The sequence below is a fragment of the Paraburkholderia sp. BCC1885 genome (assembly GCF_900996235.1).
In the GTDB taxonomy this organism is placed as follows: Bacteria; Pseudomonadota; Gammaproteobacteria; order Burkholderiales; family Burkholderiaceae; genus Paraburkholderia.
Map to the genome: position 1 here is coordinate 544,240 of NZ_CAAJGM010000208.1, position 25,159 is coordinate 569,398.

A 25,159-nucleotide genomic window follows, 5' to 3' on the forward strand; every position below is an offset into this window, starting at 1 on the left:
GGTGGTGGCTGGGCGGCCAGGGTTTGCACCCAGCTTTCCATATTCAGAGCAAATTCTCTCTATTTTTTCGGACGGCGGGTGGACTATTCGAGCGGCTAGCGCGCCTGTTCGGGCGCGTGGCTCGCACGCTCGTGTCAATTTCTTACTTAGTGCCGCCCCAACAGCTACTTCCTCCGCTTCAAATCAACATCCAATCCCCCATCCTCAGCCATCCTAACCATCCCAAGAGCCACATCCCGCCGGTAAGCATAAAGATCAAACTTCATCGCCCCAGCAACCCCGCTATCCCGAATGAGAGTCCGCCCATTCGTAACCAGCGAATCGAACATCTTCACATCTCCACCTTCGATCCACACAAAACTCTCCCCAGCCGCCGCAGGAGGATGCGCCATAGGCGCGCCGGCATCGCGTCGAAACTTCAGCACCAGGCCCTCGTCCGTAACGGTCGCGCTCACCAGATGTCCCTGCAACACCGGAGCAGGAAACACCGTGTACTGGTCGAACACCAGTTCGTTACCCTGCAGGGCTACCCCCTTGCGCACAAACGGCGTCAACGACGCCAACGGAATATCCAGTGCCCGCAGCAACCCCGCCTGCGGCACGCCCAGCACTTTCACCGAGGTCGGCGCATACACCAGATGACGTTCGTCACGTGCGACGATCGTGCCGCTCATCGTCGTCGGTAACCATGCGCCCGGAAAGTGATTCCAGAGCTTGATGCCGCCCGTCACCTTCAGCTCGCCGTTCTCCGGCGTCAGCTTCAGATCGTTCAGCGAGCGCGGTTCGTAGTCCAGCAGGTAGTCGTTGAACAATGCCGCCATCGCCGGCCAGGGTTCCACCACCTCGCCACCCAGGATGTGAATGTCGTATTGATGCGGGTCGTCCAGATCGACCGGTTGGCCCGGCGTTCTCGGCACCATCTGCGCGTCCAGCGACCGGACGTGAAAGCCGATCTTCCCCGCGACGAAGAAGTCGACGTTCTGCATGTGGATCAGCGGCGCCGGTCCCGTTGAGCGTCGTTCGTCTGCGATTGCCGAGCCTGACGTGGCCGCGTTCGCGCCCGAGAACGCGGCGCGGGTTCCGACCGGTATGGCTCGGGCTTCGGCGTTGAGCAAATCCGCGGGGACCCGCTGCCATTGCCTGCGCGCCGCCGCCAGCGAGGCCTGCTGGGCGCGGATAAAGCTGTCGTTAAAGCGCGCGCTCGCGCTGCCGGTTTGCGGCGCAGTGTCGTGGGCGGCGCTCGCCAGCGTATCGAAGGACGGCAGGCGCACATCGAGCGCGCCAGCTTCATCGAACGTGAAGTAGCCAGCCGCCATCTGCTCCCGGTAGTGATACAGGTCCAGCACGAATGGCGCGTGCGGATCGAGCGGCGTGAGCGCCATGTCGATGTTCATCGGCATCGAGCGCATGAACTTTACGTCGCCGCCCTCCACCAGCATGCCGCATGGCGGCATCGTCGCGGGCCACGCGATGTCGGGCAGCGTGTGGTCGTCGAGCGTAAAGCGCACGCCCGCCGATGAGGTGTCGATATGTGTGATCGTCATGCGCAGCGCCGGCGGCGGCGTGAGTTTGGCGACCTGCATCACGACGTCGTCGCCGTCCAGACGCGCAATCGGCGTGTTCACTTTCAGCAGATCGGCCATCTTCACGTGAGCGGCCTGCATCAGCCGGTCCGCGGCCACGCCCGCCACTTCGATGTGATCGGCGTGGAACACGAGCTCGTCCGCGTTGTGCATCGACAGCGTGCCGCTCAGCACGATCGGCACCCACGTTTCGCGATGCATCTCGCCGGTGATGCGCAAGGTGCCGCCGTCTTGCGGCACCACACGCATATTGCGCAGCGGCGAGCCCTGATACTGGAACAGGTAGAGATTGAAAATCGCCGTGAGCTTGGCGCTATCCAGCGTGACGTCGCCGCGATGGACGTCGATCGTGACGCTGGTCGGATCGTCGAATACGACGGGTGCGCCCGCATGCGTCGGTGTCAGCGTCGCGGCCATAGCGTGGATCATGAAGCCGATATCGCCCGTCACGCGAAAGTCGACATCGCGCGCGAACATCAGCGAGCCGTCGATGCCGGAATCGCGCAGCGTCAACGCACGGGTGCGCTGCTCGGCGAGGCCGCTTAGGGACGGCACGCGCGCGGCAACGCGCTGTTCGTCGGCGAGCTGGCGCGCTTTGGCAACTTCCAGCGCGGGACGTGGGGAGGACGCGGCATGGGGCGCGCCCGGGGCCGATGCGAAGGCGGCGCCGGAGGCCTGAGCCACCGTCCCCGCGGCGGCGCTGCTTGAAGCGCTGGCAGAAGAGCTTGCATCCGCGCAGGCCGACACGAGCAACGCCATCGTCACCAGCACGGCGCCAGGCGCGACGCGCGCGTACCAGGGCGTCGGTCGTGCTTGCGGCGGTGGCGCCGGCTGCCGCTGCGGGCGTAGCCTGCCCACAGCCGCAGCCACAGTCACGCACCGCGCCCACCACGCCGCTTGCCCGCGCTCGACCCCGCGCGCATCCGTTCCTGCCGCTGCATTCCGCATGATGTCCCCTCCCTCCTACGCCGCGACGCGAGAATCGCGACCGCAGCGCAGGGTTGTCTATGGCCGCAGCGGAACAACTTGAAACGCCATGCCGCCGCTCGCGCCTATGCCTTGATTGTCTTTATTTGAGGCCGCAATGCCGACAAGATTTCTGGAGGACGCTCACCAAACGATCAAGCGTTTGAATCGGTCAAGCCCCACCACGCCAAGCCCTGTGGGCTATGGCCTGAGCGGGTTTTCCGCTGGCGGATTCAAACAGGAGAATTGGCCCGTCCGAGAAATGCACGGGCCGCAAAGGAAGGGAGAACAATGGGTCAGCGCCAAAAAAACGATCGAAACCATTCATGCCGCGGCGCAACACCGGTTATCGAATGCGGCGCCGCAAAGCCGTCCGGCTGCACCTCAACCTCATACCCTTCGCACAACGTATCAATTGAACCGTGATGCTCAACACGCCTCTTTAACAACCAGCGGCTCGAGCACCGCCCGCAACTTCACAGGCAACGCAACCGGCCGGCGCGTGACACGGTCCACGTACACGTGCACAAAATGCCCTTGTGCGGCCGGCTGCGCGGCGCCCTCCTTGAACAGACCCACCTCATAGCGCACGCTCGTCGAACCGAGCCGCAGCACCCGCAGACCGGCTTCGACCCGCTCGGGGAACACCAGCGGCGCGAAGTAGTTGCACTGCGTTTCGACCACCAGTCCGATGGTCGCGCCGTGTTCGACGTCGAGTACGCCGGCACGAATCAGATACTCGTTCACGACCGTGTCGAAGTAGCTGTAGTAGACGACGTTGTTCACGTGGCCGTAAACATCGTTGTCCATCCAGCGGGTCGTGATCGGCAGGAAATGGCGGTAAGCCGTGCGCGGCGCGGGAGCGGGTTTGTTCATCGTCAACGGTGGTCGAATTGTCGGGGTAAAAGTGCGGTTAAAGCGACTCGGTCAGCATGCGGCGATAGTCGTCCGCCGTCGCTTCGCGCGGATTGGTCTTGTGGCAATGATCGGCGAGCGCGCCTTTGATCACCTTGTCAAACACGCTTTCGTCGACGCCCATTTGCCGCAGACCGGTCGGCAGGCCGAGGCGCGCGGTCATGTCGAATAGCGCCTGGGCGAGATCGGCGTTATCCGCGAGACCCATCACGCGTCGCATGCGCGCGTAGCGGCGATTCGCCACCACCGATTCCGCGTGCTCATTGAACCGCAGCACCGCCGGCAAAACGACGGCGTTAAGCGTGCCGTGATGCAGCGACGTGCGTCCGTTCACCGGCACCCCGCCCAGCGGATGCGACAGCGAATGCACGCAGCCAAGCCCTTTCTGAAACGCCATGGCCCCTTGCATCGATGCGCTCATCATGTGCAGACGCGCATCGCGGTCGCTGCCGTCTCCGGTCGCGCGTTCGATGTTGGCCCAGCCGCGCTCCAGTCCGTCGAGCGCGATGCCGTCGGCCGGAGGATTGAAGGACGGCGCGAGGAAGGTTTCGATGCAGTGCGCGATGGCATCCATGCCGGTGGCGGCGGTCAGCGAGGGCGGCAGGCCGAGTGTCAGGCCCGGATCGCAGATCGCCGATTTCGGCAACAGATGCCACGAGTGGAACCCGAGCTTGCGGCCATCGTTGAGAATCACGATCGCACCGCGCGCCACTTCGCTGCCGGTGCCGGAGGTGGTGGGAATCGCGATCAGCGGAGCGGCGGCGTCGGTGATCTTGCCGCTGCCGCCTTCGATGGTGGCGTATTCGGTCAAGGTCCCCGGATGGGTGGCGGCAATCGCGACGCCCTTCGCAAGATCAATGGAAGAACCGCCGCCCACCGCGATCAGCCCGTCGCAGCCTTCCTCTTTGTAGCGCGCCGCGGCGGCCAGCACCATCGCCTCAGTCGGGTTGGAGGGCGTGTCGTCGAAGACCGGCACCGCGCCAAACTGCAGCGCGTCCAGCGCGCGTTGCGCGACGCCGGCCGCGACCACGCCCTTGTCGGTAATGACGAGCGGCCGCTTGATGCCGATGCGCGCGCATTCCGCAGGCAGTTGCGCGAGGGCGTCGTAGCCGAGATGGATGTGGGTCAGGTAGTAGATATAGGCCATATCAGAGGTGCATTCCGGATGAGAGGAAAGAAGCGCATCGCCGGTGGGTACGCAGTACTTTTCCGGACGATGCGTGCCTGCATAGCGCGCCTGTGGCACAGACGGGTCGCATGCATTGATTGCACCCGCTCATTGCACACATCACGCGCGCGATCGATTCTGCCCGCAATCGACCACGCTCTATCTCACTATTGTCCCGGCCGCTCGACGAACTCGAACGGCAAGCCGCGCCGCCGCATCCATTCGCCGAGCGCCTGACCCGTGCCGGCGCGCCACGGCCGCAATTTGGCCGGTTCGACGAGCCGGTACTCGAGCAATTCCGGCGACAACGCAACCGTCCCGTTCGCCCGCACGTGATACGCGATGATCAGCTCGTTCTTGCGCATGAACTCGTAGACGCCGATCAGTTCCACCGACTCGGCCACGAGCGATGTCTCCTCGCGGACCTCGCGCGCGATGCCCTCCTCCGGCGTCTCGCCGTTTTCGAGGAAGCCGGTGATCAGCGCGAACATGCCTTCGGGCCACGCGGCATTGCGCGCCAGCAAAATCTTGCCTTCATATTCGACGATCGCGGCCACCACCGGCAGCGGATTGTTCCAGTGCACATAGCCGCAGGTTTCATCGGGGCAGATCTGGCGAACCCGGCCGCCTTCGTGTTCGGGATCGGTGCGTTCGGTGAGGGGCGTCGCGCAGCGGGGGCAGAATCGGTAGTCACTCATGTCAGGCGGGTTCGTCTCTTGAGATGTCGTTGTAGTGTGGCGCATTGCTGCACGGATCCGGTTGCAGGCGCGGGGCTCGTTCAGCACTCAATCAGCACCCAGCCTGCGCTCACGCCGCGCACAGCTCGCGCACTTCGGCCGCGAAGCGTTCCACGGTCTCCGGTTGCGTATCCCACGCGCACATCAACCGGCAGCCGCCCGCGCCGATGAACTCGTAGAACTTCCAGCCCTTCGCCCGCATCGCCTTGGCCACGCGGGTCGGCAGTTGCGCGAACACCGCGTTCGATTCAGTGGGGAACATGATGTCGACGCCCGCAATCGCGCTCAGGCGCGTTTCCAGCAACTTCGCCATGGTGTTGGCGTGACGCGCGTTGCGCAGCCAGACGTCGCCGTCGAGCAGGCCCAGCCATGGCGCGGAGATGAAGCGCATCTTCGACGCCAGTTGGCCGGCCTGTTTGAGACGGTACGCGAAATCGTCGGCGAGCGCGCGGTCGAAGAACACCACCACTTCGCCGACCGGCAGGCCGTTCTTGGTGCCGCCGAAGCACAGCACGTCGACGCCCGCGCGCCAGGTGATCTCCGACGGATGCACGTCGAGCGCGGCCACGGCGTTCGCGAAGCGCGCGCCGTCCATGTGGACTTTCAGATGGCGGCGCTTGGCGATCGCGGCAATCGCGCGCACTTCTTCGACGCTATAGACCGTGCCCACCTCGGTGGACTGCGTGAGCGTCACGACCTTCGGCTTCGGATAGTGGATGTCGGCGCGGCGCGTCACTACGGCTTCGATCGCATCGGGCGTCAGCTTGCCGCCGATGCCCGGCGCGGTCAGCAGTTTCGAGCCGTTCGAGAAAAATTCGGGGCCGCCGCATTCGTCGGTTTCGATATGCGCGAGTTCATGGCAGATCACCGAGTGATACGACTGGCATAGCGAGGCAAGCGCCAGCGAATTGGCCGCCGTGCCGTTGAAGACGAAGAAGGCTTCGCAGTCGGTCTGGAACAGCTCGCGCAGACGGTCGCAGACTTGCTGGGTCCAGGAGTCGTCGCCATACGCGGGTTCGTGGCCGCTGTTGTTGGCGGCGATCAGCGCATTGAGCGCTTCGGGACAGATGCCCGCGTAGTTGTCGGACGCGAAATGTTGCATGGCTGGCGACGCGCCCGGCGACGGGCGCCAAAGAAATGACGGAAAGCGGTCATTTTAGTGCGCCGGCCGGTTATTTGTTTTTGCCTCGCCAGATTAGTGCGGCTGCCGCTCGCGCACCACCTTCGGCCTTGCCCGCGCGACCGCGACCCAAGCGAGCGCGCCGAGCAGCAAGGCGCCCGCCGCCAGCCACAGTGCGAGTGAGAAGGAGCCGGTGTGGACGGCAATCGGCGCGGCCACCAGCGGGCCGACGATCTGTCCGACGCCGTATGCCGCCGTCGCATAGCCCATCAGCCCGGCCGCCTGATCGCCGCGCAGACGGCGTGCCTCGCGCATGGCGAACAGGGTGATTGCGGTGAACGGCAGGCCGATCAGCATGCTGCCAATCGAGAAGCCTGCCGCCGTCGGCCAGACGATGCCCGAGGCCACACCCGCGGCCTGCAGCACATAGCAGACGGCGAGCAGGGTCCGATTGTCCCAGTGATGCGGCAGACGCGCGGCGCCCAAAGCGCCGACGATAAGCGCTGCGCCGAACATCGGCCAGAACAGGTCAGGCCACGCGGTGCCCGGCAAGGCGTGGCGGGCAATCACGGGCAGGAAGGTCGCGGTGATGATGTAGCCGAAGCCGGGGATCGCGTAGAGCAGGACCAGGTAAACGGCGTCGGCACGGCGGGTTGGAGAGGCCGCGTGGCTGGCTGCCGGCGCCGCGCCCGACATACCGACACCGGGAGCCTTTGCCGGTTCCGCGACGAACACCCGCCAAACCAGCGCCGACAGCAGCGTCGCCGCCAGCCCAAAACCGAGCCAGCCGGCCCGCGCGCCCCAACCGCCGGCCACGCTCACGAACAGCCCCGTCGCGACGATTCCCGCGCCCGGACCCGCATAGATCACGCCGCTCCAGCCATGCGCATCCAGTTCGGCCAGCCGCCGCAGACCCCATTGCGAGGCGAACACGAACGTCCAGGCGCTGACGGCGCCCGCCGCGAAACGCACAATCGCCCAGAGCCAGAACTGGCTGGTCAAGCCCATCGCGAGAGTCAGCAGAGCGGTCAGCGCCAGGCCCGTGCGCACCATCCGCGCGGGTTCGACGCGCAAGGCGGCACACGTGATCGCCCCGACGAAGTAACCGGCGTAGTTGAACGACGCCAGCCAGCCGCCGTGGCGAATATCGAGGCCCCCGCCATGCAGCATCAGCGGCAACAGCGGCGTGAAGGCGAAACGCCCGATCCCCAGCACCACCGCCAGCGCCACCATACCTGCCAGGGCGGCATGACGAGCCAGGTGGGAGCCGGCAGGAGCAACGAGGCGCTGCGGCAAGGTTAAATCATCCATATGGCAGTAAAAGTGATGAAAATCGCGCTTAAAGACGGCAAAAGTGGGAATGTGGCCGAGCAGCCGCCCCACCGCTCGCAACCATCTTAGCTTGACGCTTGAATCATAAAAAATGAATAATTCGGATATCAACGATCACATATAGAGAACCATGGATCTCGCCGCCCTGTCGATTTTTCGCGCGGTCGTGCGCGAAAACGGTGTGACGCGCGCCGCCGCGAAGCTCAACCGCGTGCAGTCGAACGTGACCACCCGCATCAAGCAACTCGAGGAACAGCTCGGCACCGACCTGTTCATCCGCGACGGCCGCCGGCTGGTGCTCACGCCCGCCGGTGAAACGCTGCTGCCATATGCCGAACGCCTGCTCGCGCTCGCCGACGAGGCCCGCCACGCATTGCGCGAAAGTCGGCCGAGCGGGCGGCTGCGTCTGGGTACGATGGAAAGCGCCGCGGCTAGCCGGCTGCCCGGCGTGCTCGCGCACTATCACCAGAGTTGGCCGGAAGTAGCGCTCGAACTGGAGACCGGCACGACTGGCCGGCTGATCGAACGGGTACGGGAATTCGAGGTCGACGCGGCGCTGATCGCCACCCAACTCGAACCGAACTTGAATGGCGATTTATTCGACAGCGTGACGGTGTTTCGGGAGGAGATGGTGATGCTGACGCCGCGCGGCCATCGCCCGGTTCACGAGGCGCGCGACATCGCGCTGTCGACGCTCATCGCATTCGAGCGCGGTTGCGCATATCGCAGCTATATCGAGAAGTGGTACATGGAGCACGGCATCCGACCGGCTCGCGTGCTGGAACTGGGCTCGTATCACGCGATCGTCGCGTGTGTGGCGGCGGGCGCAGGGGTAGCCGTCGTGCCGCGCTCGGTGCTGGAGTCGCTGCACGAGCTAGGCAACGTCGCGGTTCATGCGCCAGACGGTTTAGGCAGCATTGACACGCTGCTGGTCTGGCGGCGCGGGCATTTCTCGTCGGCGCTGAAGGCGTTGCGCGAAACCTTGCTGGCGAACGGCAATTTGACCCCGCCCACGATGGGAGCGAGCGAAACGGGGTTGGAGACGGTGTAAAAGCCGCCGTACTGCCCGGGCGGCGGCCCCGCGCGGCGCCGCGCCAAAAAAGAGCCGCGAGTTTTAACGCTCGCGGCTCTTTTGCTGCAAATGCCCCTTCAGACGCTCCGTTACAGCAACGGGGCTAATCCGGGTGACTTACAGTTGCGCTTCGACCCAACCCTTCACGCCTGCCAGCGCCGCCGGCAGATTGGCCGGTTCAGTGCCGCCAGCCTGCGCCATATCGGGACGGCCGCCGCCCTTGCCGCCCACCTGCTGCGCCACGAAGTTGACCAGTTCGCCGGCCTTGACCTTCTTGCTCGCGTCCGCCGTCACACCGGCGATCAGGCTGACCTTGCCGCCTTCCACCGAAGCCAGCACGATAGCCGCACTCTTCAGCTTGTCCTTCAGCTTGTCGACGGTTTCGCGCAGCGTCTTGACGTCGGCGCCGTCGAGCGTGGCAGCCAGCACATGCACGCCGGCCACTTCGATGGCCTGGCCGGCCAGTTCGTCGCCCTGGCTCGAAGCCATCTTCGACTTGAGCGCGCCAAGTTCCTTCTCCAGCGCCTTCACCTGATCCTGCACCTGGACGATGCGCTGCGTGAGTTCCGACGGCTGCGCCTTCAGCGCCGCAGCCGCCGCGTTGATGCGCGAATCGAGCTCCTGCACGTAGCGCACGGCGTTGTCGCCGGTGATCGCTTCCACGCGACGGATACCGGCCGCGACGCCGCCTTCCATCACGATCTTGAAGAAACCGATGTCCCCCGTGCGCTGTACGTGCGTGCCGCCGCACAGTTCACGCGAGAAGCCGAGGTCCAGCACGCGCACTTCGTCACCGTATTTTTCGCCGAACAGCGCCATGGCGCCGCCCTTCACGGCTTCGTCGAACGGCATCACGCGCACGATGCCCGGCGCATTCGCCAGCACTTCCGCGTTGACGATAGCTTCGACCTGGCGGATCTGCTCGTCGGTCATTGGCGCGTTGTGCGCGAAGTCGAAACGGGTCTTTTCCGCGTCGACGAGCGAGCCCTTCTGTTGCACGTGGGTGCCGAGCACTTCGCGCAGCGCCTTGTGCATCAGGTGGGTTGCCGAGTGATTGCGCTCGGTGCGGGCGCGGCGCACCGCGTCGATTTCCGCCTTGACGACATCGCCGATCTTCAGTGTGCCCTGCTCGAGTGTGCCGTGGTGGCCGACCACGTCGGCTTGCACCTTCAACGTGTCCGCCACCGCGAAACGCAGGCTCGCATTGGCAAGCACGCCGGCATCGCCGACCTGACCGCCGGATTCCGCGTAGAACGGCGTGTGATCGAGCACGACCACAGCCTGCTGGCCCTGCGCCACTTCCTTGACCGAAGCGCCGTCCACATACAGGGCAACGACCTTGGCGTCGTCGAACACGACTTTTTCGTAGCCGTGGAACGTGGTCTTCGCGCCCGAGTATTCAAGGCCCTGCGCCATCTTGAACTTGCCGGCGGCACGCGCCTGATCGCGCTGACGCGCCATGGCTTCGTCGAAAGCAGCTTCGTCGACCGTCACTTCACGTTCGCGGCACACGTCCGCCGTCAGATCCAGCGGGAAGCCGTAGGTGTCGTGCAGCTTGAACGCGAGCTCGCCGTCGAGCGTCTTGCCCCCCTTCGCATCGAGATCGGCCAGCGCGCTTTCGAGAATCGACATACCGTGCTCGATGGTTTCGAAGAAGCGCTCCTCTTCCTGGCGCAGCACGTCGGTCACGCGTTGTTCCGCGTCCTTCAGTTCCGGGTAAGCCTCACCCATCTGCGCGACCAGATCCGGCACCAGACGATGGAAGAACGAACCCTTCTTGCCCAGTTTGTAGCCGTGACGGATAGCGCGGCGCACGATGCGGCGCAACACGTAGCCGCGGCCTTCGTTGCCCGGAATCACGCCGTCGACGATCAGGAACGAGCACGCGCGGATGTGGTCGGCAATCACCTTCAGCGAGTTGTTGCCGAGGTCGGCCACGCCAGTTTCACGGCCAGCCGCCTTGATGAGCGCCTGGAACAGGTCGATCTCGTAGTTGCTGTGAACATGCTGCAGAACCGCGGCGATCCGCTCCAGACCCATGCCGGTGTCGACGCACTGCTTGGGCAGCGGCGTCATGTTGCCTTGCGCGTCGCGGCTGAACTGCATGAACACGAGATTCCAGATCTCGATGTAGCGGTCGCCGTCTTCTTCAGGCGATCCCGGCGGCCCGCCCCACACGTCCGGGCCATGGTCGTAGAAGATTTCCGAGCAGGGGCCGCACGGGCCGACGTCGGCCATCTGCCAGAAGTTGTCCGATGCGTAGCGCGCGCCCTTGTTGTCGCCGATGCGAATAATGCGCTCGACCGGCACGCCCACTTCCTTGGCCCAGATGTCGTGCGCCTCGTCGTCTTCGTGATAGACCGTGACCCACAGCTTGTCTTTGGGCAGCTGATAAACGCCTGTCAACAGTTCCCACGCGTAGTGGATGGCGTCACGCTTGAAATAGTCGCCGAACGAGAAGTTGCCGAGCATTTCAAAGAACGTGTGGTGACGCGCCGTGTAGCCGACGTTCTCCAGATCGTTATGCTTGCCGCCGGCGCGCACGCTGCGCTGCGCCGTGGTGGCGCGCGAGTATGGCCGCGATTCCGCGCCGAGGAATACATCTTTGAACTGCACCATCCCCGAATTGGTGAAGAGCAGCGTGGGGTCGTTGCCGGGCACAAGGCTCGACGAGCGAACGATCGTATGGCCCTTCGATTCGAAGAACTTGAGGAATTTCTCGCGGATTTCGGCGGCTTTCATAGCGTACTGGGGACGGTCCTGGCTGGATCTGGCGACATCCGGGGTGACCTCTGGGATGCGCCAACCGAATGTTGCTGAAACGACCGATTATACGGGATCGGAGCCCTTAAGCGGCGGCGTGCGCAGCCTCGCAGGCGGGATTAGCCGTTTGGCCAGGTTTTGGCGTTGGTCGCCGGGCCGGCCGGGTTTGCAGGCAGCGCTGCGCGCATGTGATTCGGCCTATGCCGTTTGGCCGAATGGGCCGTCTCGCGGGAATCGCTTAAGATTCTGCACATTGTGATGCTGCAACGACAGCGACACCGTAGCCATCGGAGACATCGAAACCATATGGGCGCTCTTAGTCATATCCGCGTGCTGGATCTCACCCGCGTACTGGCAGGTCCGTGGTGCGCGCAGACACTTGCCGACTTCGGCGCGGACGTCATCAAGGTCGAACGTCCGGAAGTCGGCGACGACACGCGCCACTGGGGCCCTCCCTATCTGAAAACACCGGATGGCGCGGACACGCGCGAGGCCGCCTACTACCTCGCGGCGAACCGCAACAAGCGCTCGGTGACCGTGGATATCGCCACGCCCGAGGGGCAGCGCATCGTCCGCGAACTGGCTGCGCACAGCGACGTGGTGCTGGAAAACTACAAGGTCGGCCAGTTGAAGAAATACGGGCTCGACTACGCGTCGCTGAAAGAGATCAAGCCGGACATCGTCTACTGTTCGGTTACGGGCTTCGGCCAGACCGGGCCGTATGCGCAGCGGGCGGGCTACGACTTCATCGTGCAGGGCATCGGCGGCTTCATGAGCATTACCGGAGAGCGCGACGGCCTGCCCGGCGGCGGTCCGCAAAAGGCCGGCGTGGCGATTGCGGATCTGATGACCGGCATGTATTCGAGCGTCGCGGTGCTGACCGCCCTCGCCCACCGCGACCGCACCGGCGAAGGCCAGTACATCGACATGGCGCTGCTCGACGTGCAGGTCGCGATGCTGGCGAACATGAACTCCAACTTTCTCGCCAGTAGTGAGCCGCCGGTGCGCTGGGGCAACGCGCATCCGAACATCGTGCCGTACCAGACGTTCCAGACCAGCGACGGCTGGATCATCGTCGCCGTGGGCAACGACGGGCAGTTCCGCAAATTCGTCGAAGCCGGCGGCCGGCCGGAACTCGCCGACGACGAGCGCTTCGCCACCAACCCGGAGCGCGTGCGCAATCGCGACACGCTGGTGCCGATCCTCGCGGACATGGTCCGCACGCTCGGCAAGCAGCAATGGATCGCGGCGCTCGAAGCCGCCGGCGTACCCTGCGGCCCGATCAACGATCTGGCGGAAGTATTCGAGAACGAGCAGGTGATCGCGCGCGGCATGCAGGTCGATCTGCCGCATCCGTCCGGCGGCACGGTGAAGCTGGTGCGCAACCCGATCAACATGAGCGGCACGCCGCCGCAGGCACTGTCCCATCCGCCGACGCTCGGCGAGCACACGGAGAGCGTGCTGCGCGAAGTGCTGGGCTACGACGAGGAACGGATTGCGCAGTTGCGCGGCAAGTCGGTGATCTGAGCTGGCGGCGTAACGCCGCTCAGTTGACCCGCAACTGACGCTCAGGTACTGCGAAAGTGCCAGTCAGGTGCTGCGACGGTGCCGCTCAGTTGACGCCCGGTTGACGCTCAGTTGACCCTCAGGCGCTCCAGCCAACGTCGCCCCACAGTTGCCGCCTCATGCGCCCGCCGAACCCCGCGTGAGCGACGCCAGCCACTGCTGGGCCTCGTCCCAATCGCCGAGGCCGCTGTCGGCATTGATATGCCCGCGCGCGCCGATCTCGCGCCAACTGCTGCCCCACGCGGTGGCGCATGCGCGCGCGAACGGAATGCCGGCATACGGGTCGTCCGTGCTGGCGACCAGGATGCTCGGAAACGGCAGCGCCACCATCGGCACCGTCGCATAGGCGCTCAGCTCCGGCGGAAACTCGGGGCCGGCCGGATCGGGCGGCGCCACCAGCAGCGCGCCCGTCACTTTCGCAAGGCTCTCGGACGTGGCGTACTGCGCGGCCCAGAACGCCACGGTGAGACAACCCAGGCTATGCGCGGCGAAAGCCAGCGGACCGGTAGAAGCCGCCACGGCCGCATCGAGCGTGCGGCACCACTCGTCGCGCACCGGATGATCCCAGTCCGGCATCTGCACGCGCTCGAAACGCGTGTGCAAGGCTTCCCATCGCGTTTGCCAATGCCCTTCGCCCGAGTTCATATAACCCGGCAACACCAGCACCTTCTGCCCGAAAACCATCGCGCTACCCCGTTGTCATGTGATCGCCAATTGTAGTTCGCCGCTCACTGGAACACCCGAGCCACCCCCACGCCGCGCGGGTCGGCGGCCGGTTGCGGCGTCGTGCCGTCCACGCGGATCAACTGCACGTCGCCATTGAACGACTGGCCTTCCAGCGTATAACCCTTGCTTTTCAGTTGCTCGGCCAGATCGCCGGTGATGGGATGATACGGCTCCCAGTAGATTGTCTTCTGTGGCAGCAACTGATGATGGAAACGCATCGCGGCCAGTGCGTCGGTGGGCGACATGCCGAAGTCGATCATATCCGTCATCACCTGGAAGATCGTCGTGAAGATGCGCGAGCCGCCTGGCGTGCCGATCGCGAGCGCCACCTTGCCGTCCTTGAGCAGGAGAGTCGGCGTCATCGACGACAACGGCCGCCGGCCCGGCGCAATCGTGTTCAGTTCATCGTTGCCCGCGCCTGTTGCATCCGCTGCGGCCGCAGCCGCTGCAGCGGGCGTGGTGACGAAATCGTCCATCTCGTCGTTGAGCAGAAAGCCGCCGCCGTCCACCACCACGCCCGAACCAAACGAGCCGTCAAGCGAATATGTATTCGAGACCGCGTTGCCCCATTTGTCGACCACCGAGAAGTGTGTGGTCTGCGGCTTGTCGGCGCTCGCATCCGCGAGACCCGGTTTGACGGGCGCCGCGCCCGGCACTTCGGCGGCGTTCACTTCGCCGGCACGCCGGGTGAGGTACGCGTCGTCGAGCAGCTTGTCTGTGGGCACCGGCGTCGCATCGGGGTCGTCCAGGTATTGCTGGCGGTCGGCGAACACCCGGTCCTCGATCTGCGCGATCAAATGGATATACGGCGCGGAATTCAGCTCGACGCCGGCGAAAGCCTGCTTCAGATCGGCCTTCATTTTGAGCATCTGGATCAAGCCGACGCCGCCCGAACTCGGCGGTGGCGCGGTGACGATCTGATAGCCGTTCCAGTCGGCGGTGAGCGGCTGGCGCCAGACCGCCTTGTATTGCCGCAGATCCTGTTTGGTAAGGAGTCCATGACCATACATCTGGTTCGTGATCAGGTCCGCCGTGCGGCCTTCGTAGAATTCGCGGCCGCCGTCGCTCGCGATGCGGCTGAGCGTCTGCGCCAGTTCGGGCTGCTGAAAGTTGGCGCCCGCCTTCAGTGTGGCGAAATACGCGCTGAAGTTGGTCTTGCCCGCAAAGGCGGCCGCAGCGTCGTCGCCGCTCTTTTGCAGGCGTGCGTCGACCTTGAAGCCGTCCGTTGCATAGTGGATAGCCGGCGCCAGCACCTGTTTCCACTTCAGCTTGCCGAAGCGCCGCTGCGCCTCCCACAGCCCTTCGACCGTACCCGGCACGCCCACCGCGCGATAACCCACCTCGCTCATGCCCGGCACGGCTTTGCCCTTGTCGTCCACGTACATATCGCGCGTGGCCGACTGCGGCGCGCGTTCGAGGTAATCGAGAAAATACGGCTTGCCGTCGATGTACAGCGTCATGAATCCGCCGCCGCCCAGATTCCCCGCGTCCGGATAAGTCACGGCCAGCGTGAAGGCAATCGCCACGGCTGCGTCCACGGCGTTGCCGCCCGCGGCGAAAATCTGCTGCGCCGTGTCGGCGCTGTACTGATCGGGCGTCGCCACGGCCGAGCCGTCCAGCACCGGCTTCGGCGCGCTTTTCGCCAGCGCCGGCGTGGCCGTCACGAGGCTCGCCGAGCAAACGGCGAACAGCACGGTGGTCGCGATCAGTTTCAACCCCTGAGGGAGGGCGTTGCTCATGATGGGATTCCTTTCAGGCAAGTTTCAGGTGCAGCGAGACGGCCAGGGTGGCGCCGCGACGGTCGCATCCTAAGGTGGCCGCGTATGCGTCAACAAAGCGATTTACGTCCTGTTACAGCCTGCCATGTGGCCCGAAAAGACTCGAATCGTTGGCTGGAAGCCGCACTCGGTCTGTCAGAAGGGTACTCGTCAGGTAGAATCGACAGATAAGTGAGCGCATTGCGCGCCCTCGACCGACCTTCTCCATCTCGCATGAATACCGAACGCAACGACGCGCCAGCGGCATCCAATTTCATTCGCAACATCATCGACGAAGACAACCGCTCCGGAAAGTGGGGCCAGCGCGTGGAAACGCGTTTCCCGCCGGAACCGAACGGTTATCTGCACATCGGCCACGCGAAAAGCATTTGCCTGAATTTCGGCGTCGCGCGCAGTTATGGCGGCATCTGCCATCTGCGTTTTGACGACACCAATCCGGAAAAGGAAAGCGTCGAATACGTCGATTCGATCATCGACGCCGTCAAATGGCTCGGCTTCGAATGGAAGAAAGGCGCCAGCGAACATCTCTACTACGCGAGCGATTACTACGACAAGCTGTACGAATTCGCGGAGCTGCTGATCCAGCGCGGCAAGGCGTATGTGGATAGCCAGTCGGCCGAAGAGATGCGCGCCAATCGCGGCTCGGCCACGGAAGTGGGCACACCCTCGCCGTTCCGCGAACGTTCGGCCGAGGAGAACCTCGATCTGTTCCGCCGAATGAAAGCGGGCGAATTCAAGGAAGGCGAGCACGTGCTGCGCGCGAAGATCGACATGGCGTCGCCGAACTTCAATATGCGCGACCCGGTCATCTATCGCATCCGCTTCGCGCATCACTACCGCACCGGCGACACGTGGTGCGTGTATCCGATGTACGACTACACGCACTGCATCTCGGACGCGCTGGAAAACATCACGCATTCGCTGTGCACGCTGGAGTTCGAAGATCACCGCCCGCTCTACGACTGGATCCTCAACGAACTGGCCGAAGCCGGCATCTTCACGCGCCCGCTGCCGCAGCAGATCGAGTTTTCGCGCCTGAATCTCACGTATGCGATCACCAGCAAGCGCAAGCTGCTGCAACTCGTCAACGAAGGCCACGTGGACGGCTGGGACGATCCGCGCATGCCCACCATCGTCGGCGTGCGCCGGCGCGGTTTCACGCCGGAGGCGATCCAGCTGTTCTGCGAGCGCATCGGCGTGACGAAGGTCGATTCGTGGATCGACATGAGCGTGTTCGAAGGCGCACTGCGCGACGATCTGGACGACAAGGCGCCGCGTATAGCCGCCGTGCTCGACCCGGTCAAGCTCATCATCGACAACTATCCTGAAGGCCTCACCGAGGAATGCAACGCGCCGGTGCATCCGCATCATCCGGAACATGGCACGCGCATTTTTCCGATCTCGCGCGAACTGTGGATCGAGCGCGACGACTTCACCGAAACGCCGCCCAAGGGCTACTTCCGCCTGTTCCCGGGTAACAAGGTGCGTCTGCGTTACGGCTACGTGATCGAATGCACGGGCGCGGACAAGGACGAGAACGGCAACGTGACCGCCGTCCACTGCAATTACTTCCCGGACAGCAAGTCAGGCACCGAAGGCGCGAACAACTACAAGGTCAAGGGCAATATCCACTGGGTCAGCGCTGCGGGCGCCGTGCCAGCCGAAGTGCGGATCTACGACCGCCTGTTCAAGGAACCGCAACCGGACGCCGGTGGCCGCGACTACCTCGAAGCACTCAATCCGGACTCGAAACGGGTGGTGAACGCTTACCTGGAACCGGGCGCGCGCGACGCGCTGCCTGAGCAGCGCTATCAGTTCGAGCGGCACGGCTACTTCGTCGCCGATCGGGTCGATTCCAGGCCGGGCCAGCCGGTCTTCAATCGCATCGTGACTTTGCGCGACAGTTGGGGCAAGCCGGCGTAAGCTGGGTCTGGTGATGCGGCCACGCGGCCGCATCACGTTTTGGCCAGATTGACGGTGCGCGCACCGCTCCGGGAGGAACGATGAAGTTTGCTGCCTGCCGCTCGTCACGCATGCGCTCCACCCTGGCCGCGCTGGTCATGGCATGGCTCGCGGGCGCCGCGCAGGCGCAGGACCTCACCGGCACACTGCGGAAAATTCACGACGACGGCGTCGTGCGGCTTGGGGTGCGCGAAGCCTCCATTCCGTTCTCCTATTTCGATGGACACGGCACGGTGGGTTATTCGCAGACCATCGCGCTTGCCATCGTCGAGCAGATCAAAAAAACGCTCGACTTGCCCGATCTGAAGGTGCGCGAGGTTCCGGTGACCTCGTCGAACCGCATCCCCATGCTGCAGAACAATCAGATCGATCTGGAATGCGGCTCGACCACCCACACGCACGACCGCGAAAGCGAAGCGGCCTTTTCCGACAGCTTCTTTCAATACGCGGTGCGAATGATCGTGCGCCGTAGCAGCGGCATCACCGATTTCCCGGATCTGGCGGGCAAGGCCGTGGTAACCACCGCCGGCACGTCCGACGAGCGCCTGCTGCGCGAGCTGAACGCGAACAGGCATCTCAATATGCGCATCACCAGCGCGCGCGATCATCCGGATGCGTTTGCTGCGGTCAAGGAAGACCGCGCGGTGGCTTTTGTAATGGATGAACCGATCGTCTACGGCTTCAAGGCCACCGATCCGCACCCGGACGACTTCCTCGTGACGGGTACGCCGCTTGGCTACGAGGCCTACGCCTGCATGTTCCGCAAAGGCGACGCGCCGATGCGCGGGCTCGTGAATGGCGTGATCGACCGCATGCAGACTTCCGGCGACGCGGAACGCCTCTATAACACCTGGTTCACGCAGCCAATCCCGCCTCACGGGATCAATCTCAATTTCCCGTTGTCGGCGTCGATGCGCGCGTTGTTTGCCCATCCGAACGATCACGCCCTCGACTGAGCGCGTTTTGCGCGCCCATCCGTCCTGTTTCGTGCCTCGGGTTTCGTGCCTCGGGTTTCATGAAGACGCGCTGCCGCAGTCACACGCTGCGATGCAGCTCGGCCAGCGACAACGTAGTCTGAAACAGCCGCGCGAGACTACGGCTCGCGTACCGTTCGACTTCCTCCGGCGCGGTCCAGCGATAAGCGTCCATCTCGGGAATCAATGTGCCGTCCGAGCGGCGCGGGAACATCGACGTGCACGTGCAACGCGTCAGATCGAGTTCATCGGCATGCGCGCGGGCGCCGAACAGATGCAGGTCCTTGTCGCGCCGGTAGACGAACAGGCCGAGATCCTTGAGACGCCCAGCCTCGATCACCATGCCGGTTTCCTCGACCATCTCGCGCAAGGCCGTGACGTGCGGCGCTTCGCCCTCTTCGCCGTGCCCTTTCGGGATATCCCAATGCGACGTCTCGGTGGCATGCGCGAGCAGCACACGCCCGCCCGGGTCCAGCAGCACGACCCCGCAGGAGACGATCCGCGCGCTCAATGCTTCTTCTGAAGTTGCCACGCGCCGCTGCCTTCACGGCAGAATTGCGGACGCAGCGTCATGGACTGCCCTTTCGCATTCAGCACCACCGTCGTATCGCGGCAGGTGCGCTCGCCTTCTTTCGCGGTGCCTTGCGGGGTAATGGTGGCGTCGATATGCACGCTGTTGCCGGTGCCTTCGTTGACCCAGGTGGCGGCTTCGCCGTCCTGTTTGGAATCGAGCGCGTCCTGCACGGCCTTCTTCACCGAATCGATGTCGCGCTGCTTCATGTAGGCGATCGGTGTGTCGCTCAGGAAGCCGAGGTTCGCCGCATAAGCGCCCACGGATGCAGCCAGTAGCAATCCGCCCACGGTGACGTGAAACAGGGCACGGGTTCGCATCGACATTGAGTGTTCTCCTCGAGAGATCGTTCGGGCGGTCACGAGACGGTTCGTGATCTGGACCCTGAAAAGCATAGCATGACGCCCGCCTGACAGTGGCCGGATGCTTATCCATTAAAGGCGTTTTCAGATTTCTCTCATAGTGCTGGGCGCGCCGAATTAATAAGATGGCTCGCTTAACGCAAAATCGTTGCACACATCGCGCATCCGCCGCGCCGTCATCATGGATCTCTCGTTCGCTCTCAAGTTTTTTTCGTTCGTGCTCGTGCTCTTTTGCATCGCGCTCATGCCGTTTCTGGTGCGGCGCGATCCGGCGCCCGTGCCGAGCATCGTCAGCCTCAGCGCATTGCCGCGTCCGAAGTGGCCAGGCGTCGTCACGCGCATGGGCGTGGTAACGCTGCTGGCATCGTTTGTACTGCTGATCGGCGGCTGTTATCTGCTGATCAACGGTTAAGTTTCGAGGCGTGCTGAACCACGCGCCTTGAAGAATGGCGCCCGTCCGACCGGACGCGCCGCCCGGTTCGTCCCGCACTGTCCTTGTCGTTGTCCTTGTCGTTGTTCTTGTCGTTGTCCGTCCCCGCCCGGCTCCCCTAAACTGTTGCGTGCCGCCACTCACTGGAGCACGCATGCTGCAAATACTCGGGAAAACCACCTCGATCAACGTCCGCAAGGTGCTTTGGACCTGCGCGGAACTGCAATTGCCGTTCGAACAGGAAGACTGGGGCGGCGGTTTCCGCTCCACCCATAGCGCCGATTTTCTCGCGCTCAATCCCAATGCGATGGTGCCCGTCATCAAGGACGGCGACTTTGTGCTGTGGGAATCGAATTCGATCATTCGCTATCTGGCCAGCCGTTATAGCGACCGCGCCGCGCAGCTTTATCCCACCGAGCCTCAAACGCGGGCGCGAATCGATCAATGGATCGACTGGCAAGCCGCCGAACTGAACCGCTCGTGGAGTTATGCGTTTCTTGCGCTGGTCAGAAAGTCGCCGGCTCATCAGGATGCCGAAGCGATCGCGGCATCCTGCGCCAACTGGACGTACCTGATTGGCATCCTCGACGAGCAGCTAGCCGCAACAGGCGCTTACATCGCGGGCCGGGATTTTTCGCTCGCGGATATTCCGATCGGCTTGTCGCTCAACCGCTGGTTCAGTACGCCGCTGGAGCATCCGCACTTCGCCGCAGTGTCCGCGTATTTCGAGCGCCTCGCGCAGCGGCCGGGCTTTCTGGCCCATTGCCGCAACGGCACGCCCTGATCCCGCGCACTCAATCCACGGAAAGCTCCATGACCTGCGGCGTCGCCGCTTCATGCGGCGCGGTTTCCGCCGCGCTCACGAGCCACCACGACAGCACGGCGGCAGCCAGCGCGACGAGTCCGGCGCTCAGCAACACGCCTTCGTACCCGTAGCCGAGACTGGCCCTCGCGATGGATGCGGCGCCGCCATGGGCCTGAATCAGCGCGGTGGCGGACGTTAGATTGCCGTCGGCGATCGCATGCGTGATCGCGAGCCGGTTGGCGCCGGCGAGATCGGGCAACGCGTCCGCGACGCTGGCGCCGATCCGCGCAAACAGCACCGCACCCAGCGCCGCGAAACCCACCACGATGCCGCTAAAGCGCATCGTCCCCGACACGCCCGAAGCCATTCCCGCCCGCTCGACGGGAATCACCGTCATGCTGACCTTGGCAATCTGCCCATTGAGAATGCCAGCGCCCATCGAAGCGATCAGCATGCTTTCGAAAATCACCGGGTAGTGAAACAGCGTGATGTGCCAGGCCGTGAGCAGCAGCCCCACGCTGACACAGGCCAATCCGATAACGAGCAGCGTGCGGCCGGACAGACGTTTGTCGAGATAAAGCGCGACGATGCGCGGCACGACGAAGAGCGGCACGGCCAGCGGCAGCATCAGCAGCCCCGCCGTCAGCGGCGCATAGCCCAGCGCGCTCTGGAAGAAAAACGGCAGATAGGTCAGCATCGTCAGGAACGCCACGGCATACGCGACGCCCGCGATATTCGCGCCGAGATACGTGCGGCGCAGAAAGTACTTCAGATCGACCATCGGCCGGGCCTGAATCGTCTCGACCCACAGGAAGGCGATCAGCATGACAACGGCCACGCCCAATTCTGCCAGGATCGCGCGGCTGAACCAGCCATCGCGATTACCGGAAATCAGCGCGAGTGTCGTCATGCCGAGAAAGCCGCTAAACGTCAGCACGCCGGCCGTGTCGACCCGCATCGCATGCGGGTCTTTCGACTCCTTCACCGCATACAGCGTCAAGGCGATCATTGCCGCGCCGACCGGCAGATTCACGTAGAAGGCCCACTGCCAGCCGAAAAATTGCGTGATCAGCCCGCCCGCCACCGGCCCAAGCATGATGGCCACGCCGATCACCGAACCCCAGAACGCGAACGCACTGGCACGCTCCCGGCCCTGGAAGCTATGCGCCAGAATCGCGAGCGCGGCGCTCAGTTGGAGCGCCGCACCCACGCCCTGCAGGGCGCGCGCGTAATTGAGCACGGTAGTGGACGTCGCCGCGCCGCAGATGCCCGAAGCCAGCGTAAAGACAGCGAGACCCACCACCAGCATGCGCTTGCGGCCGAAGCGGTCGGCCAGCGCCCCGGCCGGCATGACCAGGGTGGCGAAAGCCAGCGTGTAGGCGCTGATCACCCATTCGATCGCGGCGAAATCCGCGTGCAGCGAGCGTGCGATCGACGACAGCGACACCGCCACGATGTTGGCGTCGAGGTTGATCATGAACGACGGCACGGACACGCACAGCAATACCAGCAACCTGTTTTGCATTTCAACCACCTGTGAGGTACAGCGGGTTCTGCCGCGCGCCATCCGGACATGTCGTGCCATGCCGGCGGCGCAGGAGACAACTCAGGACACCACTTAGGACATCGATTCAAGCAACGCAGTCATGCGCTCGGAAAAATTCGCGGAGGAAATCAGATCCAGCGTGGCTCGCAATTGCGCGGCACCCGGCTGGCCGAAAACATCGTCAAAGCCGACCTGGACTTTTTTCCAGATGAGGCGTGCCTGCGCCAGCTTGGCGCGGCCTTCCTTGGTCAGATGAACCCGGCGGCGGCGGCGATCCTCTTCATCCACCACCAGTTCCACGAAACCGTCGCGCATCAACGGCTTCAGGGTGTGACCCAGGGCCGACAGGTCCATCACGAGGTGCTCGGCCAGCACGCGCATGGTGGGCGCGCCCACCCGATCGATCTGCGCCATCAGCGAGTATTGGGTGGCGCGCAGCCCGATCGGCTCGAAGGCGTCGTCGTAGATCTGCCCCATGCGACGCGCGGCCCGCCGGATCGCCGCGTTGACGCAGACGCTGGGGCCGCCGTGAGGGTGATCCGATGCCGTCTGCCGTGATTTCATCGCATGCTCGAATTACAGGTATATGCCAGCATTCTATCTCAATAAGGTCGACTGACAAGCGCCGCGTGCAAACGCCTCGCCGCAGAATGCGGGGCGGATCTGCGAAGCGGGCGTGTGGATTGCTATGCTGTGCGGTTGTATCCTCAGACCCTGAGGGACACTCAGAGCCTTGGGGACATCTTCCCGCCCCGCCAACCAGAACGTCGCCAACATGAAACTTTCGCTGCCGCCCCACGGACGGACCAACCGCGTGTATCCGCCGGGCTCGCCCAGCCTGCACGGCCTCGCGTCGGTGATAACCGGGGTCGTCGTGGTGTGCGGGCTGTATTTCGGCCGCGCCGTCCTGATTCCGATCACGCTGTCGGTGCTGCTGAGCTTCCTGCTCGCGCCGCTGGTGGCGGCACTGCGGCGCCTGCGCATGGGGCAGTTGCCGTCGATCTTCATTGCGGTGTTTTTCGCGCTGGCCATCGTGCTCGGTGCGGGCGCATTGATCACGGCGCAGATCGTCCAGCTGGCGGCCGATCTGCCGCAATATCAGGTCGCCATCGAGCAGAAGATCGAAACCGTGCAGGAAAAGACCGTCGGCCGCGCCGATGTCCTGATGGGCAGGGCCGCGCTCACCCTGCAACGGGTTGCGCCGTCGCGCCCGGCCGCACCGCGCAGCTTCGGCAAGGCCAACCGCAACGCCCCGCAGGCGCCGCTGCCCGTCGAAGTGCACGAGCCCGCGCTCACGCCGATGCAGCTCGCACAGCGGGCGTTCTCGCCGGCCATCGCGCCGCTCGAGACCACTTTTATCGTGCTGGTGGTGACCATCTTTATCCTGCTGCAGCGCGAGGATTTGCGCGACCGCCTGATCAGCCTGTTCGGTTCGCGCGACCTGCATCGCACCACCACCGCCATCAACGACGCCGCGAGCCGCCTGAGCCGCTATTTCGTCGCGCAACTCGGCCTGAATCTCAGCGTGGGAGCGGTGCTCGCCGTTGGCCTCGCGGGCATCGGCGTGCCGGGCGCGCTGCTGTTCGGGGTGGTCGCGGCGCTGCTGCGCTTTGTGCCGTACATCGGCATCTGGATTGCGGCTCTGCTGGCCACCTGTCTCGGCGCCGCGATCCAGCCGCAGTGGACCATGGCCGTATGGACGCTGGTTCTGTTCGTGGTCGTCGATCTGGTGGCCGGTCAGGTGGCCGAGCCGTATCTGTATGGTCGCCGCTCGGGCCTGTCGCCGCTCGCCGTCGTGGTGGCGGCGATTTTCTGGAGCTGGCTGTGGGGCCCCGTCGGGCTCGTGCTGTCGACGCCGCTCACGCTGTGCCTCGTCACATTGGGCCGCTATGCCGACCGCCTCAACTTCCTGACCATCCTGCTCGGCGATCAACCGGCTCTCACGCCCGCGCAGACTTTCTATCAGCGGCTCCTCGCCGACGATCCGCACGAAGCCATCGTGCAGGCCGACCGGCTGCTCAGCGAGATGTCCGTGATCGATTACTACGACCAGGTCGCGCTCGAAGGGCTGCGCCTCGCACGCAACGACGCGCTGCGCGGCGTGCTGACCGCCGAGCAACTGCTGCGCTTTAACGAAGCGGTGGTCGATATCATCGAAAATCTGGAAACGGTGCGCGGCCTGCCGGACGAAATCGGCACGCCCGAAGCGGCCGAGGCGACCAGCGCCGCGCCGCCGCGGGACCGTACCGAGCCGCATTACGGCGATGGCGTCGAAGAGACGGACGCCCGCCAGCAAGCGATGGAACACGCGGTAGTGCTGTGTATCTCGGGACGCGGCGCCTTCGACGAAGTGGCCACGGCGATTGCCGTGCAACTGCTCGGCCGGCAGAACATTGCGACGGTCGCGACGACCTACGAGCAATTCCGCAGCACGCGCGGCGAAGTGATCGAAGCCGAACGCGTGACGCTGCTCTGCGTGGTGTCGCTCGATGCCGCCGAATCGCCGCCGTATCTGCGCAACCTGCTCCGGCGAATCCGCAGTCAGCCGCTGCCCATGACGGTAATCGTCGGCTTCGGCGGTGTGGTGGAAGGCCCCACGGACAGTGGCGCGGATGAAGTCGCGCACGGCAGCACGCGCAATGCCACGACGTTCCGTGGTCTGATCGAAGAGTGCCGGGCGGCGACACTTGTGACGCCGCGCCGCCAGGAGCAGACGCGCGCCGAAGCCGAGCCGCCGCTGCAGGAGCAGGTTCAGGGGGCGGTTCAAGGAGCCGACTAGCCGG

Annotated in this window: 20 protein-coding genes; 7 read left to right on the plus strand and 13 right to left on the minus strand. The window is 64.4% G+C overall.

Annotated elements, in window-relative coordinates:
* Positions 1-164: 164 nt before the first annotated feature.
* The 6 genes from FQ755_RS21000 to FQ755_RS21025 form a co-directional block, all read right to left on the minus strand.
* Positions 165-2,342: a hypothetical protein gene (locus FQ755_RS21000; protein ID WP_144157091.1), complete on the minus strand. Its 2,178-nt coding sequence runs from the start codon at positions 2,340-2,342 to the stop codon at positions 165-167.
* A 636-nt stretch (positions 2,343-2,978) separates the two neighbouring features.
* Positions 2,979-3,425 (minus strand): acyl-CoA thioesterase, encoded by a 447-nt coding sequence (locus tag FQ755_RS21005; protein ID WP_144156698.1) that lies wholly within the window; start codon positions 3,423-3,425, stop codon positions 2,979-2,981.
* A gap of 37 nt (positions 3,426-3,462) precedes the next feature.
* On the minus strand, positions 3,463-4,611 hold the full coding sequence (locus FQ755_RS21010) for an iron-containing alcohol dehydrogenase (protein WP_144156699.1): 1,149 nt from the start codon (positions 4,609-4,611) through the stop codon (positions 3,463-3,465).
* A 188-nt stretch (positions 4,612-4,799) separates the two neighbouring features.
* On the minus strand, positions 4,800-5,330 hold the full coding sequence (locus FQ755_RS21015; RefSeq protein WP_144156700.1) for an NUDIX domain-containing protein: 531 nt from the start codon (positions 5,328-5,330) through the stop codon (positions 4,800-4,802).
* A 109-nt stretch (positions 5,331-5,439) separates the two neighbouring features.
* Positions 5,440-6,471, minus strand: coding sequence for a threonine aldolase family protein (locus FQ755_RS21020; protein ID WP_144156701.1), 1,032 nt, complete (start codon positions 6,469-6,471; stop codon positions 5,440-5,442).
* Between the two features lie 93 nt (positions 6,472-6,564).
* The gene (locus FQ755_RS21025) at positions 6,565-7,722 is read right to left on the minus strand and encodes a YbfB/YjiJ family MFS transporter (RefSeq protein WP_186308620.1); all 1,158 of its coding nucleotides are present in this window, start codon (positions 7,720-7,722) and stop codon (positions 6,565-6,567) included.
* A gap of 229 nt (positions 7,723-7,951) precedes the next feature.
* Between FQ755_RS21025 and FQ755_RS21030 the strand changes: the two genes are divergently transcribed.
* Positions 7,952-8,872, plus strand: coding sequence for a LysR family transcriptional regulator (locus FQ755_RS21030; protein WP_144156703.1), 921 nt, complete (start codon positions 7,952-7,954; stop codon positions 8,870-8,872).
* Positions 8,873-9,010: 138 nt separating this feature from the next.
* On the opposite strand, the gene alaS is transcribed toward FQ755_RS21030, so the two are convergent.
* On the minus strand, positions 9,011-11,635 hold the full coding sequence (gene alaS / locus FQ755_RS21035; RefSeq protein WP_144156704.1) for an alanine--tRNA ligase: 2,625 nt from the start codon (positions 11,633-11,635) through the stop codon (positions 9,011-9,013).
* Positions 11,636-11,962: 327 nt separating this feature from the next.
* Between alaS and FQ755_RS21040 the strand changes: the two genes are divergently transcribed.
* Positions 11,963-13,183, plus strand: a complete 1,221-nt coding sequence (locus tag FQ755_RS21040; protein WP_144156705.1) for a CaiB/BaiF CoA transferase family protein — start codon at positions 11,963-11,965, stop codon at positions 13,181-13,183.
* Positions 13,184-13,339: 156 nt separating this feature from the next.
* On the opposite strand, the gene FQ755_RS21045 is transcribed toward FQ755_RS21040, so the two are convergent.
* Positions 13,340-13,906: an RBBP9/YdeN family alpha/beta hydrolase gene (locus tag FQ755_RS21045; RefSeq protein WP_144156706.1), complete on the minus strand. Its 567-nt coding sequence runs from the start codon at positions 13,904-13,906 to the stop codon at positions 13,340-13,342.
* A gap of 44 nt (positions 13,907-13,950) precedes the next feature.
* Positions 13,951-15,687 carry a gamma-glutamyltransferase gene (ggt, locus tag FQ755_RS21050; RefSeq protein WP_144156707.1) on the minus strand — a complete coding sequence of 579 codons (1,737 nt, stop codon included), beginning with the start codon at positions 15,685-15,687 and terminating at the stop codon, positions 13,951-13,953.
* A gap of 252 nt (positions 15,688-15,939) precedes the next feature.
* Between ggt and FQ755_RS21055 the strand changes: the two genes are divergently transcribed.
* A complete protein-coding gene (locus FQ755_RS21055) occupies positions 15,940-17,649 on the plus strand; it encodes a glutamine--tRNA ligase/YqeY domain fusion protein (protein WP_144156708.1) in 1,710 nt (569 codons plus the stop codon).
* A 110-nt stretch (positions 17,650-17,759) separates the two neighbouring features.
* Positions 17,760-18,644: a transporter substrate-binding domain-containing protein gene (locus tag FQ755_RS21060; protein WP_260858778.1), complete on the plus strand. Its 885-nt coding sequence runs from the start codon at positions 17,760-17,762 to the stop codon at positions 18,642-18,644.
* A 79-nt stretch (positions 18,645-18,723) separates the two neighbouring features.
* On the opposite strand, the gene FQ755_RS21065 is transcribed toward FQ755_RS21060, so the two are convergent.
* Both FQ755_RS21065 and FQ755_RS21070 read right to left on the minus strand, forming a co-directional pair.
* A complete protein-coding gene (locus tag FQ755_RS21065) occupies positions 18,724-19,173 on the minus strand; it encodes an NUDIX hydrolase (RefSeq protein ID WP_144157093.1) in 450 nt (149 codons plus the stop codon).
* Entirely contained in the window at positions 19,170-19,559 is a 390-nt protein-coding gene (locus tag FQ755_RS21070; RefSeq protein WP_144156710.1) for an RT0821/Lpp0805 family surface protein, read from the minus strand. The genes FQ755_RS21065 and FQ755_RS21070 overlap by 4 nt, the downstream gene beginning before the upstream one ends.
* A gap of 217 nt (positions 19,560-19,776) precedes the next feature.
* On the opposite strand from FQ755_RS21070, the gene FQ755_RS21075 reads away from it, so the two are divergent.
* Positions 19,777-20,007: a hypothetical protein gene (locus FQ755_RS21075; protein WP_144156711.1), complete on the plus strand. Its 231-nt coding sequence runs from the start codon at positions 19,777-19,779 to the stop codon at positions 20,005-20,007.
* Between the two features lie 172 nt (positions 20,008-20,179).
* On the plus strand, positions 20,180-20,809 hold the full coding sequence (locus tag FQ755_RS21080; protein ID WP_144156712.1) for a glutathione S-transferase family protein: 630 nt from the start codon (positions 20,180-20,182) through the stop codon (positions 20,807-20,809).
* Positions 20,810-20,819: 10 nt separating this feature from the next.
* Here FQ755_RS21080 and FQ755_RS21085 read toward each other — a convergent pair whose 3' ends face one another.
* Together FQ755_RS21085 and FQ755_RS21090 are read right to left on the minus strand one after the other, a co-directional pair.
* Positions 20,820-22,355: an MFS transporter gene (locus FQ755_RS21085; protein ID WP_144156713.1), complete on the minus strand. Its 1,536-nt coding sequence runs from the start codon at positions 22,353-22,355 to the stop codon at positions 20,820-20,822.
* A gap of 93 nt (positions 22,356-22,448) precedes the next feature.
* Entirely contained in the window at positions 22,449-22,940 is a 492-nt protein-coding gene (locus FQ755_RS21090; protein WP_144156714.1) for a MarR family winged helix-turn-helix transcriptional regulator, read from the minus strand.
* A gap of 211 nt (positions 22,941-23,151) precedes the next feature.
* Between FQ755_RS21090 and FQ755_RS21095 the strand changes: the two genes are divergently transcribed.
* Positions 23,152-25,155: an AI-2E family transporter gene (locus FQ755_RS21095; protein ID WP_144156715.1), complete on the plus strand. Its 2,004-nt coding sequence runs from the start codon at positions 23,152-23,154 to the stop codon at positions 25,153-25,155.
* Positions 25,156-25,159 lie beyond the last annotated feature (4 nt).

Excerpts from the sequence above, each read along its gene's own strand:
- FQ755_RS21000 (WP_144157091.1), bottom strand. The coding sequence starts at position 2,342 with ATGGCGTTGCTCGTGTCGGCCTGCGCGGATGCAAGCTCTTCTGCCAGC.
- FQ755_RS21060 (WP_260858778.1), top strand. The coding sequence starts at position 17,760 with ATGCGCTCCACCCTGGCCGCGCTGGTCATGGCATGGCTCGCGGGCGCC.
- FQ755_RS21040 (WP_144156705.1), top strand. The coding sequence starts at position 11,963 with ATGGGCGCTCTTAGTCATATCCGCGTGCTGGATCTCACCCGCGTACTG.
- FQ755_RS21095 (WP_144156715.1), top strand. The coding sequence starts at position 23,152 with ATGAAACTTTCGCTGCCGCCCCACGGACGGACCAACCGCGTGTATCCG.
- FQ755_RS21020 (WP_144156701.1), bottom strand. The coding sequence starts at position 6,471 with ATGCAACATTTCGCGTCCGACAACTACGCGGGCATCTGTCCCGAAGCG.
- FQ755_RS21015 (WP_144156700.1), bottom strand. The coding sequence starts at position 5,330 with ATGAGTGACTACCGATTCTGCCCCCGCTGCGCGACGCCCCTCACCGAA.
- FQ755_RS21005 (WP_144156698.1), bottom strand. The coding sequence starts at position 3,425 with ATGAACAAACCCGCTCCCGCGCCGCGCACGGCTTACCGCCATTTCCTG.
- FQ755_RS21030 (WP_144156703.1), top strand. The coding sequence starts at position 7,952 with ATGGATCTCGCCGCCCTGTCGATTTTTCGCGCGGTCGTGCGCGAAAAC.
- FQ755_RS21085 (WP_144156713.1), bottom strand. The coding sequence starts at position 22,355 with ATGCAAAACAGGTTGCTGGTATTGCTGTGCGTGTCCGTGCCGTCGTTC.
- ggt (WP_144156707.1), bottom strand. The coding sequence starts at position 15,687 with ATGAGCAACGCCCTCCCTCAGGGGTTGAAACTGATCGCGACCACCGTG.
- FQ755_RS21010 (WP_144156699.1), bottom strand. The coding sequence starts at position 4,611 with ATGGCCTATATCTACTACCTGACCCACATCCATCTCGGCTACGACGCC.
- FQ755_RS21025 (WP_186308620.1), bottom strand. The coding sequence starts at position 7,722 with ATGGTGGCGCTGGCGGTGGTGCTGGGGATCGGGCGTTTCGCCTTCACG.
- FQ755_RS21070 (WP_144156710.1), bottom strand. The coding sequence starts at position 19,559 with ATGTCGATGCGAACCCGTGCCCTGTTTCACGTCACCGTGGGCGGATTG.
- FQ755_RS21045 (WP_144156706.1), bottom strand. The coding sequence starts at position 13,906 with ATGGTTTTCGGGCAGAAGGTGCTGGTGTTGCCGGGTTATATGAACTCG.
- FQ755_RS21090 (WP_144156714.1), bottom strand. The coding sequence starts at position 22,940 with ATGAAATCACGGCAGACGGCATCGGATCACCCTCACGGCGGCCCCAGC.
- FQ755_RS21075 (WP_144156711.1), top strand. The coding sequence starts at position 19,777 with ATGGATCTCTCGTTCGCTCTCAAGTTTTTTTCGTTCGTGCTCGTGCTC.
- FQ755_RS21080 (WP_144156712.1), top strand. The coding sequence starts at position 20,180 with ATGCTGCAAATACTCGGGAAAACCACCTCGATCAACGTCCGCAAGGTG.
- alaS (WP_144156704.1), bottom strand. The coding sequence starts at position 11,635 with ATGAAAGCCGCCGAAATCCGCGAGAAATTCCTCAAGTTCTTCGAATCG.
- FQ755_RS21055 (WP_144156708.1), top strand. The coding sequence starts at position 15,940 with ATGAATACCGAACGCAACGACGCGCCAGCGGCATCCAATTTCATTCGC.